A 15,695-nucleotide genomic window follows, 5' to 3' on the forward strand; every position below is an offset into this window, starting at 1 on the left:
GCCCGGCCCTTGGCCAGAATTCAACGCCGGACCGCAGGCCGCCCCGCCGCCCGGGTCACGGCTGCAGTCGCTGCACCGCCCATCCGCCCGCCTCCGCCCGGTACCGGAGCCGGTCGTGGAGGCGGTTCTCCCGGCCCTGCCAGAACTCGACGGCGCTCGGGACGACCCGGTAACCGCCCCAGTACGGCGGCACCGGCACCTCCTCGCCCTCCGGGTGGAGCACGGCCAGCTCGGCGTAGCGCCGCTCCAGCTCCTCCCGGGAGGCGACCGGCCGGGACTGCTCGCTGGCCCAGGCGCCGAGCTGGGAACCGTGCGGACGGCTGTGGAAGTATCCCTCGGTCTCCGGGCGCGGAACCCGCTCGGCCCGGCCGACGACGGTCACCTGCCGGGCGATCTGGTGCCAGGGGAAGAGCAGCGCGACCCGGGGGTTGGCCGCCAGCTCGTCGCCCTTGCGCGAGCCGTAGTTGCTGTAGAAGACGAATCCGCGCCGGTCGTAGCCCTTGAGCAGGACGGTGCGGGCGCTCGGCTGCCCGTCGGCGTCGGCCGTGGAGACCACCATCGCATTGGGCTCGTCCAGGCCGGCCGCCGTCGCCTCGGCCAGCCAGTGGGCGAACTGGTCCATCGGATGCGCGGCGAGGTCGGCCTCCACCAGCCCGGCCGCGCTGTAGTGGCGGCGCATGCCCGAGACGTCGACGGCGGACGCGGCGGGGGCGGGGGCGCCGTCCGGCGTGGCCGTGCGGGCGGTGGGCGCGGAGGGCGCGGTGAGGGCGCGGTCGGAGGAGTGCACGCCACCATCATCCTCCTCCGGCCGGGCCCCCGAGCAGGGTCCCGCGGCCCCGGAACCGGCCGTACCGGGCCGCCGCATCGGCCGCCACCAGGGACGATGCACCACCCTGGGCGACAATCTTGATATCGAGAGATATCCTGCCTCCGGGCCCGGGCCGAACCCGTGCGGGGGATCACCGCGTTGTCCTCTGGCGCAATGCACCCAGTGCCTGCCACCCTGACACTGCGTGCCATGCAACGAAGCATCATCCACGCGCGCCACCGCGCGCCGCGCAACCGCGCGGAGCGCACACACAGCCGACGACTTGGCCACACCACAGTCACCGACGTCGATTTCATAGGAGCCGCCTTTATGTCCGATTTCGTCCCCGGGCTTGAGGGAGTCGTAGCGTTCGAGTCCGAGATCGCCGAGCCCGACAAGGAAGGCGGCTCGCTGCGGTACCGAGGCGTCGACATCGAGGAGCTGGTCGGCCACGTCTCCTTCGGCAACACCTGGGGCCTGCTGGTCGACGGCAAGTTCAACCCCGGCCTCCCGGCCGCCGAGCCGTTCCCGCTGCCGATCCACTCCGGCGACATCCGGGTCGACGTCCAGTCCGCGCTCGCCATGCTCGCCCCGGCCTGGGGCCTCAAGCCGCTGCTGGACATCAGCCCCGAGCAGGCCCGCGACGACCTCGCCCGGGCCGCCGTCATGGCCCTCTCCTACGTGGCCCAGTCCGCCCGCGGCCAGGGTCTGCCGATGGTCCCGCAGAGCGAGATCGACAAGGCCCAGACCATCGTCGAGCGCTTCATGATCCGCTGGCGCGGCGAGCCCGACCCCAAGCACATCAAGGCCATCGACGCCTACTGGACGTCCGCCGCCGAGCACGGCATGAACGCCTCCACCTTCACCGCCCGGGTCATCGCCTCGACCGGCGCGGACGTCGCCGCGGCCCTGTCCGGCGCGGTCGGCGCCATGTCGGGCCCGCTGCACGGCGGCGCCCCCTCCCGCGTGCTCGGCATGATCGAGGAGATCGAGCGCACCGGCGACGCCACCGCCTGGGTCAAGAACGCCCTGGACAAGGGTGAGCGGCTGATGGGCTTCGGCCACCGGATCTACCGCGCCGAGGACCCGCGCGCCCGCGTGCTCCGCCGCACCGCCCAGGAGCTCGGCGCCCCCCGCTACGAGGTCGCCGCCGCCCTGGAGAAGGCCGCGCTGGAGGAGCTGCACGCCCGCCGCCCCGACCGCGTCCTGGCCACCAACGTGGAGTTCTGGGCCGCCATCGTGCTCGACTTCGCCGAGGTCCCGGCGCACATGTTCACCTCGATGTTCACCTGTGCCCGCACCGCCGGGTGGAGCGCCCACATCCTGGAGCAGAAGCGCACCGGACGCCTGGTCCGGCCCGCCGCCCGCTACATCGGCCCGGGCCCGCGCAGCCCGCAGGAAGTCACCGGCTTCGACGACATCGCGCGCTAGCACCCGACCGGGTGGTGCGTGGGGGTGTGCGGAGCGGAAGACGACCGTCCGCACGCCCCCTCGTTCGTGTCCCACTGACCCCGTTCGTGTCTCATTGGCCGGACCCGGCCGCTCCGGGCCGGCGGCAGCCACTAGGCTTCGGCCGTGGCTCAGATCCAGATTCCCGCTGACATCAGGCCCGCTGACGGCCGTTTCGGCGCAGGTCCGTCCAAGGTGCGCCCCGAGGCCCTCACCGCCCTCGCCGCGACCGGGACCTCCCTCCTCGGTACCTCCCACCGCCAGGCCCCGGTCAAGAACCTGGTCAAGGCCGTGCGTGAGGGCGTGAGCAGCCTCTTCTCCCTCCCCGAGGGCTACGAGGTCGTGCTCGGCAACGGCGGCTCCACCGCCTTCTGGGACATCGCCGCCTTCGGCCTGGTGCGGGAGAAGTCCCAGCACCTGAGCTTCGGCGAGTTCTCCTCCAAGTTCGCCTCCTCCACCAAGGCCGCCCCCTGGCTCGCGGACCCGTCCGTGGTCAAGGCCGAGCCGGGCACCCACCCGCTGCCGGTCGCCGAGGCCGGCGTGGACGTCTACGCCCTCACCCACAACGAGACCTCGACCGGCGTCGCCATGCCGATCGAGCGGGTGGCCGGCGCCGACGAGGGCGCGCTGGTCCTGGTGGACGCCACCTCCGGCGCGGGCGGCCTGCCGGTCGACATCGCCGAGACCGACGTCTACTACTTCGCGCCGCAGAAGTGCTTCGCCTCCGACGGCGGCCTGTGGATCGCGGTCTTCTCCCCCGCCGCGCTCGCCCGCGCGGCCGAGATCGCCGCCTCCGGACGCTACATCCCGCCCTTCTTCGACCTGCCGACGGCGATCGACAACTCGTCGAAGGACCAGACCTACAACACCCCCTCGCTGTCCACCCTGTTCCTGCTCAACGAGCAGCTGCAGTGGCTGAACGGCAACGGCGGTCTCGACTGGTCGGTGGCGCGGACCGCGGACTCCTCCTCGCGGCTCTACACCTGGGCCGAGAAGTCCTCCTACGCCACCCCCTTCGTCGCCAACCCGGCGGAGCGCTCGCAGGTCATCGGCACCATCGACTTCGACGCGTCGATCGACGCCGCCGCGGTCGCCAAGGCCCTGCGCGCCAACGGCATCGTGGACACCGAGCCCTACCGCAAGCTGGGCCGCAACCAGCTGCGGGTGGCCATGTTCCCGGCGATCGACCCGGCCGACGTCGAGGCGCTCACCGCCTGCGTCGACTACGTCATCGAGCAGCTCTGACCTGAACGGACGAGCGGGGCCCGACCGGTGAACCGGTCGGGCCCCACTCGTTCCAACGCGTTCAGTGCGCGATGGCGCTGATCACAACGGCCAGCAGCAGCAGTACCAGCGCGCCGCTGACGATCCGGGTACGGGTCTTCGGGTTCACGGGTCAGTTCCCCTGCTGGGCCCGGACCGCGTCGTCCAGGGCGTCCTCGGCGGCGGCGTCGGCGGCGAAGCGCGACTTCATGCTGCGCGGCCGGGCCTGCCGCTGCTCGATCCCGGTGGTGATCTGCGCGGACATCGCGTCGCGCTGCTTGCTGAGCACGACGTAGCTCAGCGGTGCGGAGACGATCCCGGCGAGGATCAGCAGCAGGAACACCCCCGACGCCCCGGCCGTGACCGGCAGGATGCCGAAGTGGGCGAGCGCCAGGGCGACGACGAAACAGGCGCCGAAGATACTCGTCCGCATCGAGGTGTAGCGGAGGGTGGCGTGCGACTTGCTGCTCACGGCGGGTCCATCTCTTTCCCGAGGTCTTCACCCGAGCCCCGAGGCTGGGTCCGGACAACCTGTCCAGTACAGCACGCCCGCCCCGGTGTTCCGCACGGAGGGGGGCGCAGCGCGGCCGTCGGCGCGGCCCGGCTCGGTCAGCGCAGGTCCAGCCACATGGTGACGTCGTCGCGTTCGTCGCCCGGGGCCACCCGGATCGCGCCGGGCACCCGGCCGACCTCCTTGTAGCCGCTGCGGGCGTAGAAGTCCTCCAGCCCGAGGCCGCCGCGCAGGGTGAGCCGCAGCCCGCTCAGGCCCCACCCCCGGGCCACCCGCTCGGCCTCGGCCAGCAGCTCCGAGCCGTAGCCGCGGCCCTGCGCGGCCGGGTCGACCATCACCCGCTTCAGCAGCCGCCAGTGGGTCATCAGGTTGAACCGCTGGTCCTCGAAGAAGACCAGCGCGACCGGGCGGCCGCCGGGCTCCTCCTGGGCGATCAGCAGCCGGTCGGGCCCCTCGGCCACCCCCGCGAACTGCCGCTCCGCCGCCGGGCGGACGGTCTCGGCGGTGACCGGCGGGACGAAGCCGACGGCGCCGCCGGCGTTGCTGACGTCGGTCCAGAGCGCGGTGATCCCGGCCCGGAGCTCGGGGGTGAGCCGGGGGTCCAGCGTGAAGAGGAGGGCCACTGCTCAGAAGCGCATCAGCTGCGGGGTCTCGCGCCGGTCGGCGACCGGTCCGTCGTACTCGCGGATGATCTCGTAGCGGGTGTTCCGCTCGACCGGGCGGAAGCCGGCGTCGCGGATCAGCTCCAGCAGGTCCTCGCGGCTCATCTTGTTCGGGGTGCCGAAGCCGTCCGCGTCGTGGGTGATCTTGTACTCGACCACCGAGCCGTCCATGTCGTCCGCGCCGTGGTTGAGCATCAGCTGCGCGCCGGCCAGGCCGTGCATCACCCAGAAGACCTTGACGTGCGGGACGTTGTCGAAGAGCAGCCGGGAGACCGCGAAGGTCCTGGCCATGTCGGCGCCGGTGGCCATGGTGGTCCTGGCCTGGAGCCGGTTGCGGACCACGCCGTCCTTGGAGTCGTGGAAGTCGTGCTGGTAGCGCAGCGGGATGAAGACCTGGAAGCCGCCGGTCTCGTCCTGCAGCTCGCGCAGCCGCAGCACGTGGTCGACCCGGTGCCGGGGCTCCTCGATGTGGCCGTAGAGCATCGTGGCCGGCGTCTTCAGCCCCTTGGAGTGCGCCAGCCGGTGGATCCGCGACCAGTCCTCCCAGTGGGTGTCGTGGTCGACGATGTGCTGGCGGACCTCCCAGTCGAAGATCTCCGCGCCGCCGCCGGTCAGCGACTCCAGGCCGGCGTCGATGAGTTCGTCCAGGATCTCGTCGGCGGACAGGCCGGAGATCTTCTCGAACCAGTGGATCTCGGTGGCGGTGAAGCACTTGAGACCGACGTTCGGCAGCGCCTTCTTCAGCTCCCGCAGGCTGCGCGGGTAGTAGCGCCAGGGCAGGGTCGGGTGCAGGCCGTTGACGATGTGCAGCTCGGTGAGCTGGTCGTTCTCCATCGCCTTGGCCAGCCGCACGGCCTCCTCGATGCGCATGGTGTACGCGTCCTTCTCGCCCGGCTTGCGCTGGAACGAGCAGTAGGCGCAGGAGGCGCTGCAGACATTGGTCATGTTCAGATGGCGGTTGACGTTGAAGTGGACGACGTCGCCGTTCTTCTGCGTCCGCACGTGGTGGGCCAGACCGCCCAGCCAGGCCAGGTCGTCGGTCTCGTAGAGGGCGATGCCGTCCTCGCGGGACAGCCGCTCCCCGGCGTAGACCTTCGCCTCGAGCTCCCGCTTGAGTCCTGCGTCCATCCGCCCTCAACCCTTCACTTGCCTGGTGACGCTGATCCCGATGAGCCTACGCCCTCACTGCGAGAGCAGTTCACTGAGCAGGGCCGGGTCCAGATTGCCGCCGCTGACCACCGCCGCGACGCTGCGCCCCTGCGGCAGTCGGTCCGCGTGGTGGAGGTAGGCGGCGGTGGCCACCGCCCCGGAGGGCTCGGCCACCAGCCGGCCGCGCCGGGCCAGCACCGCGACGGTGGAGCGGATCTCCGCCTCGGTGACGGTGATGATGTCGTCCACGTACGCCTGGACGTGCTCCCAGGGCAGCAGGCCCAGGGTGTTGGTGCGCAGCCCGTCGGCGATCGTCCGGTGGGTCAGCTCGAAGGGCCAGACCGCGCGTTCGCCGGTACGGAAGCTCTCGGCCGCGTCGCCGGCCAGCTCCGGCTCGACGCCGACGACCCGGACGCCGGGCATGGTGAGCTTCAGCGCGGCGGCGGTGCCGCTGATCAGCCCGCCGCCGCTGACCGGTACCAGCACCGTGCGCAGGTCCAGGTCGAGCGCGGTGGCGTCCTCGGCGATCTCCAGGCCGACGGTGCCCTGTCCGGCGATGATCCACGGGTCGTCGTAGGGCGGCACCCAGACGTAGCCGTGCTCGGCGGCCAGTTCACCCGGGACGTCGTCCCGCTCGTGCATCCGGACCAGGATCACCTCGGCACCGAAGGAGCGGGTGTTCTCGACCTTGACGGCGGGCGAGGTGTCCGGCATCACGATGACGGCCTTGATGCCCAGCGCCCGCGCCGCGTAGGCCACGGCCTGGGCGTGGTTGCCGCTGGACTGGGCGACGACGCCGCGCGCCCGCTCCTCCGGGGTCAGCGCCGCGAGCCGGTTGTAGGCGCCGCGGATCTTGAAGGCCCCGGTCGGCTGCAGCATCTCCGGCTTGAGGTGCAGGGTCCGGTGCTCGGTCTCCGCCCAGGGGCAGGGGAGCAGCGGGGTGCGCACCGCCACGCCGGCGATGCGCTTCTGCGCGGCACGCAGATCGTCCAGGGATATCAGGGCCACGGTGCTCGCCTACGCCTTCCGCTCGGTCACGACATCGGTGTCGGGCAGTTCGGTCGCCCGGTTCTCCCACTTGGTGGAGAGCACGACCGTGGTCCTGGTCCTGGCCACGCCCTTGGTGCCGGAGAGCCGCTTGACGATGGACTCCAGCCCGTCGACGTCGGGCATCCGGACCTTGAGCATGTAGGAGTCGTCGCCGGCGATGAACCAGCAGTCCTCGACCTCGGTGAGGTCGTGCAGCCGGTGGGCGACGTCGTCGTGGTCGGCCGCGTCGGAGAGCTGGAGGCCGATCAGCGCGGTCACCCCGAGGCCGAGCGAGGCCGGGTTGACGGTCGCCCGGTAGCCGGTGATGATCCCGGCCTGCTCCAGCCGGTTGATCCGGTCGGTGACACTGGGCCCGGAGAGTCCGACCAGACGTCCCAGCTCAGCGTACGAGGCACGGCCGTTCTCCCGCAGCGCCTGGATGAGCTGCCTGTCCACCGCGTCCATGTGAATAACCTGGGCCTTCCGATCGTTGGGGAACCCACCGACATTATCCGGAATCGAAGCATCCCGAGCTGTCGCCCCTGCCATCCCAATGACGATACCGGGTGCGGGTGACCCAGCTCACTCGGCCCGGTCGCTCCCCCCGTCACTCCCCCGGGCCCCGCCCAGCGCACCCGTCCAGCGCCGGTAGAGGTCGTGCCGGACGCCGACGGCGTCGAGCACCCGCCCGGCCACGAAGTCCACCAGCTGCTGGGCGCTGCCCACCCCGGCGTAGAAGCCCGGCGCGGCCGGCAGGACCACCGCCCCGGCGTCGTCCAGCGCCACCAGCTGGCGCAGCGTCTGCCCGCTGAGCGGGGTCTCCCGGACACACACCACCAGCGGCCGACGCTCCTTGAGCACCACGCTCGCGGCCCGCTGCAGCAGGTCCTTGGACAGCCCGAGCGCGATCCCGGCCACCGAGGCGGTGCTGCACGGCACCACCAGCATCCCCCTGGCCGGGTAGGAGCCGCTGGAGGGTCCGGCGGCCAGGTCCCCCGCCGCCCAGTAGCGGACCCGGTCCAGCTCCACCGGCTGCGGCTGGCCGGCGTCCAGCGGCTGCTCCAGCCACTCCCGGAGGTCCTCCTGCCAGTGGCCGTCCCGGAAGGCGATCCCGGTCTCGTCCAGCAGGGTCAGCCTGGCGGCCCGGCTGACCACCAGGTCGACGTCCTCGCCGGCCGCCAGCAGCGCGCGCAGCACCGCCGCCGCGTACGGCGTCCCGGACGCCCCGGACACCCCGACCACCCAGGGCCGCCGCCCGGCGCCACCACTCTTGCCCGCCTCGTTCAGCTCCACCCGGCCGACCCTACCGGCGACGGGCGACGGCGGACGTTCGGCCCATTACCGCCCGAAGCGTTCAAACATGATTGCGACCATCAAACCGAGTCCCTATGGTTTCAGCTCTCTGCACGGCGTGTTCCGTGCTCGTCACTGGGGGAACTCCACCATGTCCTGCTCTGCCTGCAACACTGCCGACGCCGTTCTCGGCGACGGCCACCCCTGCCCGGGCGCCGCCCAGGCCGCCCCGGTCGGATTCGGCGCGCCGATGGCCGCCCCGATGGCCGCCCCGCGCCCGCCGCTCTCGAACTCCTGGCAGAACACGGCCTGGCTGAGCATCGGCCTGTCCGCCCTCTACCTGGTCGTCTGCGTGGTCCGGCTGGTCTTCACCTTCCACGAGACCTCCCGGATCGAGAGCATTCTGAACGCTCCCGGCCCGGACTCCGTGGCCCAGCTCAACTCGCTGCAGAGCACCGACAGCCTGCTGAACAACCTGACCCTGGTCGGGTTCGTCGCCTATCTCGTCGGCTACCTCGTCTACTTCGCGGCCGTCCGCAAGGCGGTCCGCGCCGCCGGGCTGAACTCCGCCCTCCTGGTCAAGCACTGGACGTACTACGCCTGGCGCGGTGCGATCCTGGTCTCGCTGCTGGCCTCCTTCTTCAACGCCGGCAGCAACAGCACCGACGGCTCCTCCGACGACGCGGCCCAGCTGATCGACCAGTTCAAGCACATCGCCATGACCACCGAGCTCTACCTGGCGGCCCGCATCGTCACCATCGGCGTGCTGATCGTCGCGGTGGTCGTCACCCGCAACCGGGTCCGCGCCGCCATCCAGCAGGTCCGGCCCACCGCCCCCTTCGGGGCCGGCTACCAGCCGCAGGGCATGGCGCCGCAGCCGTACTGAGCCCCCAACGACGCGAGCCCGCCCCCGCCGGTGCCTTCGGCGGGGGCGGGCTCGCGTTCGGCTCAGCCCCGGCCGAGGATGTGCAGGCCGACGTGCCGACCGGACCGCTCCAGCTCGGGAAGGAGCAGCCACAGCACGGCGTCCGCCAGGTCCTGCTTGTCCGGGCCGACGTAGTAGGGACGCAGGCCGACCGCCTCGATCAGCTCCGCCACCCTCACCTCGTCCGCGCCGGCCCGGGCCGTGAAGACCAGGTCGCCCCGGACGCCGTCCCAGGTCGGCTCCGCGTAGGACTCCCACGGCTGCGAGTTGAAGGCGCGGGCGTACCGCGCGCCCGGCGCCAGCTCGGCCACGGCTGCGGCCGCGTTCAGCACCGGGCCGGGGAAGTTGTTGCTCGCGTCGACGACCAGCTTGCCGTCGAGCGCGGCGCCGTGGTCGCGCAGGAGTGCGGGGACCCCGCCCCCGGGCACGGCGAGCAGGACGGTGTCGGCCTCCGCGACCGCCTCCGCGACGGTGGCGACCCGGGCCGCGGTCTCGCCCGCCGCCTTCGAGGCCAGCGGGTCGCGGGACCCGAAGACCACGTCGAGACCGGCCCGGGCGAGGGCCCGGCCGATGGTGCCGCCGATGTTGCCGCTTCCAATGACTGCGATGACGCCCATGGAGGTTCTCCCCTTCGACGGTGGATCCGACCACTGTCGGACCCTACCGAAGAAGGCCCCCGGGGCCCCCGGAATTCCGCCCGAAAGCCAGGAATTCCAAGGGCCCTGACGATGTTTCAGTGCACTCGTCGGACGGCCGGGTCAGACCCCGAGCCCGCGCAGCACCAGGTCCAGCAGGGCAAAGGCGAAGAGCGAGATCCCGACGAAGCCGTTCACCTGGAAGAAGGCCCGGTTCAGCCGGGACAGGTCGCCGGGCCTGACGATCGAGTGCTCGTAGACGAAGGCGCAGCAGACCACGATCAGACCGACCCAGAAGGCCCATCCGGCGTCGGTCAGCACCGCGTACCAACCCAGCAGCAGCACGGTCACGACGTGCGCGACCCGGGCGCCGCGCAGCGCGTTGTCCACGCCGAAGCGGGCCGGGACGGAGCGGACGCCGTCGGCGCGGTCGGCGGCGACGTCCTGGCTGCCGAAGATCAGGTCGAAACCGCCGATCCAGACGCCCACGGCGAGCCCCAGCACCAGGGCGTCCCAGGACCAGTGGCCGGTGACGGCCAGCCAGGCCCCGATCGGGCCCATCGCCTGCGCCAGGCCCAGGATCGCGTGCGGGAAGTCGGTGAACCGCTTGCCGTAGGGGTAGACCACCATCGGGATCACCGCGACCGGCGCCAGCGCCAGGCAGAGCGGGTTGAGCAGCGCCGCCGCGCCCAGGAAGACCAGCAGCGCGACCGCCGAGCCGACGTACGCGGTGCGCATCGACACCGCGCCGGTGACCAGCTCGCGTCCGGCGGTGCGCGGGTTGCGGGCGTCGATCTCGCGGTCGATGATCCGGTTCGCGGCCATGGCGAAGGTCCGCAGGCCGACCATGGCGAGGGTGACCAGCAGCAGCTGCAGCCAGTGCACCCGGCCGTTGTCGAGGAACATGGCCGTCAGCGAGGCGATGTAGGCGAAGGGGAGGGCGAAGACCGAGTGCTCGATCATCACCAGCCGCAGGAACGCCTTGGCCCTCCCCTGGACCGACCCGGATCCCGGCTCCGATCCGGGAGCGGGGGTGACGACGACGGCGCTCACAGGCCGTACTCCTTCCAGCGACGGGTGACGGTGGCGGCGGTACCCGGGTCCGACTCGACCATCTCCGGCCAGCCGCCGTCCCGGGTGTAGCCCTCCTCGGGCAGCTTACGGGTCGCGTCGATCCCGGCCTTGCCGCCCCAGAACTGCTGGTAGGAGGCGTGGTCCAGATGGTCGACCGGCCCTTCGACCACGCTCAGGTCGCGGCTGTAGTCGACGTTGCCCAGGGCCCGCCAGGCGACCTCCTGGTAGTCGTGGACGTCGCAGTCGGCGTCCACCACCACGATCAGCTTGGTGAGCGACATCATGTGCGCGCCCCAGATGGCGTGCATCACCTTCTGGGCGTGCTTGGGGTACTTCTTGTCGATCGAGACGATGACGCAGTTGTGGAAGCCGCCGGCCTCGGGCAGGTCGTAGTCGACGATGTCCGGAACGATGATCTTCAGCAGCGGCAGGAAGAAGCGCTCGGTGAACTTGCCCAGCGGCCCGTCCTCGGTCGGCGGCCGGCCGACCACGATGGACTGCAGCAGCGGGCGCTTCCGCATGGTCACGCAGTCGATGGTCAGCGCCGGGAACGGCTCCTGCGGCGTGTAGAAGCCGGTGTGGTCGCCGAACGGGCCCTCGGGCAGCAGCTGCCCCGGCTCCAGCCAGCCCTCCAGCACCACCTCGGCGTCGGCCGGGACCTGCAGCGGAACGGTCCTGCAGTCGACCATCCGGATCCGCTCACCGGCCACGAAGCCGGCGAACAGGTACTCGTCGATGTCGCCGGGCAGCGGCGCGGTCGCGGCGTAGGTCACGGCCGGCGGGCAGCCGAAGGCGATGGCGACCGGCAGCCGCTCGCCGCGCTTGGCGGCGACCGCGTAGTGGTTCCGGCTGTCCTTGTGGATCTGCCAGTGCATGCCGATGGTGCGCCTGTCGTGCCGCTGCAACCGGTAGAGGCCGAGGTTGCGGATGCCCGAGTCGGGGTCCTTGGTGTGGGTGAGGCCCAGGTTGAAGAAGGAGCCGCCGTCCTGCGGCCAGGTGAACAGGGCCGGCAGCCGGTCCAGGTCGACCTGGTCGCCCTTGAGCACGACCTCCTGCACCGGGGCGTCCTCGCCCTTGACCTTCTTCGGCGGGACGTGGGTCATCCCGGCCAGCTTGCCGAAGGCCTCGCGGACGCCGGTGAAGCCGTGCGGCAGCTCGGGGCGCAGCAGTCCGGCGATCTTCTCGGCGATCTCCTCGGGGCCCTTCAGGCCCAGTGCCTTGGACAGCCGCCGCTCGGTCCCGAAGACGTTCATCGCCAGCGGCATGGACGCGCCCTTGACGTTCTCGAAGAGCAGCGCCGGGCCCTTGGCCTTCTGCACCCGGTCGACGATCTCCCCGACCTCCAGGTACGGGTCCACCTCCACCTTGATCCGCTTGAGGTCGCCCTCGCGTTCCAGCGCCCGTAGAAAGGACCGAAGATCGTCGTATGCCATGCCTGCCAGTATCCGCCACTCGCTAGGCTGGCCTTCACCGGCACCCGGGCGTGCCGCCGCAGGCCCCCGTGGCCGGACGTACGTACGAAACGTACGCCGCACGCCCCCGGAGACCCGTCGTTCCGACCGTTTACGGGATCCATACGTGCCCCGACACTGACCCTATGACAGCCGCCCCCACCGAGATCTCCGCCTATGGAGACCACGTCGTCGCCGTCGAACCCACCGGTGCCGAACCCGTCCCCGCCGAGGCACGCCACGGCCGGCCGATCGGCCTGCTGTGGACCTGGACCTCGCCCAACATGGAGTTCGCCACGGTCTTCGTGGGCGTGCTCGCCGTCGGCGTCTTCGGGCTGGGCTTCTGGCCCGCCGTGCTGGCCATCGTGCTCGGCACCGGCCTCGGCGCGCTCGCCCACGCCTTCCTCGGCCTCAGCGGCCCGCGCTTCGGCGTCCCGCAGATGGCGGCGGGCCGCTCCGCCTTCGGCTTCGTCGGCAACGCGCTGCCGGCCGGGCTGAACGCGCTGACGGCCGGCATCGGCTGGTTCGCCGTCAACAGCGTCAGCGCCGCGTACGCGCTGAACACCCTGCTCGGCTGGCCGCTGCTGCTCTGCCTGTTCATCGTGGTGGTGCTGCAGGTGACCCTGGCCTACTTCGGCCACAACTTCATCCACAGCGCCGAGAAGTACGCCTTCCCGGTGCTGACCCTGATCTTCGTGGTCGCCTCGGTGGCCATCCTCGGCAAGTCGCACATCGGCTCCGCCAACGGCGCGCACGCCTTCCCCGGCGCGTTCCTGCTGACCGTCGGCGCGACCTTCGGCTACGCCGCCGGCTGGACCCCCTACGGCTCCGACTACACCCGCTACCTGCCGAAGGCGACGCCCAAGTGGGCCGTCGCGCTCTGGCCCGGACTGGGCGTCCTGGTCTCCTGCGTGCTCCTGGAGGTGGTCGGCGCGGCCTCGGCGACCGTGCTGATCCCGGCCAAGCTGGCGGCCACCCTCTCCCCCACCGCCGCCTTCACCTACGCCCTGCCGGGCTGGCTGGCCGACTTCACCCTGCTGGCGATAGCCGTCGGCGGCATCGCCGCCAACGCGCTGAACATCTACTCGGGCGCGCTGTCCTTCCTGGCCACCGGCATCAAGCTGCCGCCGTTCCTGCGCCGGGCCGGGGTCTCCCTGGTGTTCGGCGTCGCCGGCACGCTGCTGGCCTGGTCGGGCCTGAGCGACTCGGCGACCAAGTACAACAACTTCCTGCTGGTCATCACCTACTGGATCGGCCCCTGGCTGGCCGTCACCTTCGTCGACCGCTGGCTGCGCCGGGGCGAGTCCGACGAGCAGGTCGCCGCGCTGCTGGACGACCGCCGACACACCAACTGGGCCGCCCCGCTGGCGATGGCGCTCGGCACCGGCCTCGGCGTCTGGCTGTTCTCCAACCAGACCGAGTACACCGGCCTGGTCGCCGAGCACGTCCCGGCCCTGGGCGACAGCGCCTTCGAGGCCGGCTTCGTCCTGGCCGCCCTCCTCTACCTCGCCCTCCGCCTCGTCCCCGGCCTCGGCGGCGCCCGCGCCACCGCCCCGTCCGCCCCCGCCCCGGACCCCTCCCGGGCCTAGACCCGACGGCCGGCTCAGCCCGCCGCGCGCAGCAGCCGGTGGGCGCAGCAGGCGAGGAGGAGCTCGCTGTGGGCGTCGGGGTCGCCGACCGGGAAGCCGAGGAGTGACTCGATGCGTTCCAGCCGCTGGTAGAGCGACTGGCGGCCGACGTGCAGCAGGGCGGCGGTGCGGGTGGGGCTGCAGCCGTTGCGGAGGTGCACCTCCAGGGTGCGGACCAGGTCGCTGGGGTGGGCGGCCTCCCACTCCAGCAGCGGGCCGACGGCGCGGCTGACCAGGTGGGCCAGCCGGTCGCGGGCGGCGGGGGTGAGGCCCTCGCCGGTCAGCTGCCGTTCCAGCGCCAGTGCGCGGGAGGAGGTGACCAGCGCGCCCAGCGTCCCGCCGGGCCCGGTCGCGCAGCAGGAGGGCTCGGCGGCCGGGACGGTGAGGGCCAGCCCGAGGGTGGTCCTGGCCTCGCGCAGCGACTCGCCCCAGCGGCTCCAGGCCGCGTCGGCGAGGGTGGCCGGGCCCAGGGCCACCGTGCAGGGCAGCCCCGGCGCGCCCGGGGCCGCCAGCGCCGCCTGCGCGGCACGGACGGCGTCGCCCGCGCCCGCCGGGACGGCCAGCAGCGCCGCCAGTCCGCCCGCGACCGGGGCGCGCAGCAGCGCGGCGTCCAGCAGCAGCGCCGCCCGGTCGAGCGCGGCCGCCGCGCCGGGGCCGGTCGCGGCGACCCCGAGCAGCCGGTGGCTGCGCTCCGGCCGGAAGTCCAGGGCCCGGCAGCGGCCCAGGACGTCGGGCTGGCTGCGGGCGGTGCCGGCGGCGAGGTCGGCGAGCAGCTCGGCGGCGCGGCCGTCGCGGTCGGCGGCGGGGTGCGGCCGGTCGGCCAGCGACTGGGTGACGATGGCGGTGTTGGCGGCCTCGGCGATCCGGATGAACGGGACCACGGCGCGCAGCGCGACCAGTGGCAGGCCGCGTCTCCGGCTCTCGTCGAGCAGTTCGTAGGGCATCTCGGTGAGCGAACGGCCCAGCTCCACCGCGATCCCGGCGACGCCGCGCTCGGCGAGTTCGCGGACGTAGTGGCGGCGCGCCCCGGCGTCCGCGCCGGCCAGGCCGAGGCCGGTGGTGAGCAGCAGCTCCCCGCCGGACAGCAGCGGGCCTATCTCGTAGATCTCGCTGGAGTGCACCCAGCGCACGGGGCGGTCCAGCTCCGACTCCCCGCAGAGGATCTCCGGCGCGGCGTCGCCGAGCACGTCGAAGGAGAGGATCTCGCGGAGCGTCAGTGCGGCCATGTGAGACTCCCGGAGCGAGTGGCGGACGGCGGCGGAGCGGGGGTGTCGCCCCCGACGGACAGGATGTCGGGCGCGGGGTGGGCTGGAGCGTACTTTCCGCACGTTGCCTCGGTGTTTCCGGGCCGGGAGAGTGGTGACATGACAGACATTGCGGAGCTCCTGGGCGTGGCCGTCGAGGAGGCCAGGCTCGGCCTGGCGGAGGGCGGCATCCCGATCGGGGCGGCGCTGTTCGGCCCGGACGGGGAGCTGCTGGGCCGTGGCCACAACCGCCGGGTCCAGGACGGCGACCCGTCGATGCACGCGGAGACGGCGGCGTTCCGGGCGGCCGGGCGGCTGCGCGGCTACGGCCGGACCACCATGGTCACCACCCTGTCGCCGTGCTGGTACTGCTCCGGCCTGGTCCGGCAGTTCGGCATCGGCCGGGTCGTCGTCGGCGAGGCCGAGACCTTCCACGGCGGCCACGAGTGGCTGGCCGAGCACGGCGTGCAGATCACCGTGCTGGACGACCCCGAGTGCACCGCACTGATGCGCGAGTTCATCGCCGCCCGCCCCGACCTGTGGTTCGAGGACATCGGCGAGTAGGCGTTCCGTC

At 72.3% G+C, this 15,695-nt stretch carries 16 protein-coding genes; 5 read left to right on the top strand and 11 right to left on the bottom strand.

The window, feature by feature from the left end; genetic code table 11:
• Positions 1–55: 55 nt before the first annotated feature.
• Complete coding sequence (gene pdxH / locus BS75_RS17970) at positions 56–679, bottom strand: pyridoxamine 5'-phosphate oxidase (protein WP_034093276.1); 624 nt, start codon at positions 677–679, stop codon at positions 56–58.
• 459 nt (positions 680–1,138) lie between these two features.
• On the opposite strand from pdxH, the gene BS75_RS17975 reads away from it, so the two are divergent.
• Together BS75_RS17975 and serC are read left to right on the top strand one after the other, a co-directional pair.
• A complete protein-coding gene (locus tag BS75_RS17975; protein ID WP_034088963.1) occupies positions 1,139–2,239 on the top strand; it encodes a citrate synthase 2 in 1,101 nt (366 codons plus the stop codon).
• A 144-nt stretch (positions 2,240–2,383) separates the two neighbouring features.
• The gene (serC, locus tag BS75_RS17980; RefSeq protein ID WP_034088964.1) at positions 2,384–3,502 is read left to right on the top strand and encodes a phosphoserine transaminase; all 1,119 of its coding nucleotides are present in this window, start codon (positions 2,384–2,386) and stop codon (positions 3,500–3,502) included.
• A 151-nt stretch (positions 3,503–3,653) separates the two neighbouring features.
• On the opposite strand, the gene BS75_RS17985 is transcribed toward serC, so the two are convergent.
• From BS75_RS17985 to BS75_RS18010, 6 genes are all read right to left on the bottom strand, one after another.
• Positions 3,654–3,992, bottom strand: coding sequence for a DUF4229 domain-containing protein (locus BS75_RS17985; RefSeq protein ID WP_034088965.1), 339 nt, complete (start codon positions 3,990–3,992; stop codon positions 3,654–3,656).
• Between the two features lie 137 nt (positions 3,993–4,129).
• Positions 4,130–4,654 (bottom strand): GNAT family N-acetyltransferase, encoded by a 525-nt coding sequence (locus BS75_RS17990; protein ID WP_034088966.1) that lies wholly within the window; start codon positions 4,652–4,654, stop codon positions 4,130–4,132.
• A 3-nt stretch (positions 4,655–4,657) separates the two neighbouring features.
• Entirely contained in the window at positions 4,658–5,821 is a 1,164-nt protein-coding gene (mqnE, locus tag BS75_RS17995) for an aminofutalosine synthase MqnE (protein ID WP_034088967.1), read from the bottom strand.
• A 54-nt stretch (positions 5,822–5,875) separates the two neighbouring features.
• Positions 5,876–6,850 (bottom strand): threonine ammonia-lyase, encoded by a 975-nt coding sequence (locus BS75_RS18000; protein WP_034088968.1) that lies wholly within the window; start codon positions 6,848–6,850, stop codon positions 5,876–5,878.
• 9 nt (positions 6,851–6,859) lie between these two features.
• Positions 6,860–7,336 carry an Lrp/AsnC family transcriptional regulator gene (locus tag BS75_RS18005; protein ID WP_034088969.1) on the bottom strand — a complete coding sequence of 159 codons (477 nt, stop codon included), beginning with the start codon at positions 7,334–7,336 and terminating at the stop codon, positions 6,860–6,862.
• A 117-nt stretch (positions 7,337–7,453) separates the two neighbouring features.
• Positions 7,454–8,158, bottom strand: coding sequence for a UbiX family flavin prenyltransferase (locus tag BS75_RS18010; protein ID WP_034093277.1), 705 nt, complete (start codon positions 8,156–8,158; stop codon positions 7,454–7,456).
• Positions 8,159–8,315: 157 nt separating this feature from the next.
• On the opposite strand from BS75_RS18010, the gene BS75_RS18015 reads away from it, so the two are divergent.
• Complete coding sequence (locus BS75_RS18015; RefSeq protein ID WP_034088970.1) at positions 8,316–9,050, top strand: hypothetical protein; 735 nt, start codon at positions 8,316–8,318, stop codon at positions 9,048–9,050.
• Between the two features lie 62 nt (positions 9,051–9,112).
• Here BS75_RS18015 and BS75_RS18020 read toward each other — a convergent pair whose 3' ends face one another.
• The 3 genes from BS75_RS18020 to BS75_RS18030 all read right to left on the bottom strand — a co-directional run bounded on the left by BS75_RS18020 (position 9,113) and on the right by BS75_RS18030 (position 12,231).
• Positions 9,113–9,706 (bottom strand): NADPH-dependent F420 reductase, encoded by a 594-nt coding sequence (locus BS75_RS18020; protein ID WP_052069516.1) that lies wholly within the window; start codon positions 9,704–9,706, stop codon positions 9,113–9,115.
• 141 nt (positions 9,707–9,847) lie between these two features.
• Positions 9,848–10,777 (bottom strand): menaquinone biosynthesis prenyltransferase MqnP, encoded by a 930-nt coding sequence (mqnP, locus tag BS75_RS18025; RefSeq protein WP_034088971.1) that lies wholly within the window; start codon positions 10,775–10,777, stop codon positions 9,848–9,850.
• Positions 10,774–12,231, bottom strand: a complete 1,458-nt coding sequence (locus BS75_RS18030) for a menaquinone biosynthesis decarboxylase (RefSeq protein ID WP_034088972.1) — start codon at positions 12,229–12,231, stop codon at positions 10,774–10,776. Before BS75_RS18030 ends, mqnP begins: the two co-directional genes overlap by 4 nt.
• Before the next feature lie 164 nt (positions 12,232–12,395).
• On the opposite strand from BS75_RS18030, the gene BS75_RS18035 reads away from it, so the two are divergent.
• Positions 12,396–13,838, top strand: a complete 1,443-nt coding sequence (locus tag BS75_RS18035) for a purine-cytosine permease family protein (protein ID WP_042438175.1) — start codon at positions 12,396–12,398, stop codon at positions 13,836–13,838.
• A gap of 14 nt (positions 13,839–13,852) precedes the next feature.
• Here the strand turns inward: BS75_RS18035 and BS75_RS18040 are convergent, their stop codons facing one another.
• Entirely contained in the window at positions 13,853–15,103 is a 1,251-nt protein-coding gene (locus BS75_RS18040) for a PucR family transcriptional regulator (protein ID WP_034088973.1), read from the bottom strand.
• A gap of 138 nt (positions 15,104–15,241) precedes the next feature.
• Between BS75_RS18040 and BS75_RS18045 the strand changes: the two genes are divergently transcribed.
• Entirely contained in the window at positions 15,242–15,685 is a 444-nt protein-coding gene (locus BS75_RS18045) for a nucleoside deaminase (RefSeq protein ID WP_034088974.1), read from the top strand.
• Positions 15,686–15,695 lie beyond the last annotated feature (10 nt).

This window comes from Streptacidiphilus albus JL83, from assembly GCF_000744705.1.
GTDB classification, from domain to species: domain Bacteria; phylum Actinomycetota; class Actinomycetes; order Streptomycetales; family Streptomycetaceae; genus Streptacidiphilus; species Streptacidiphilus albus.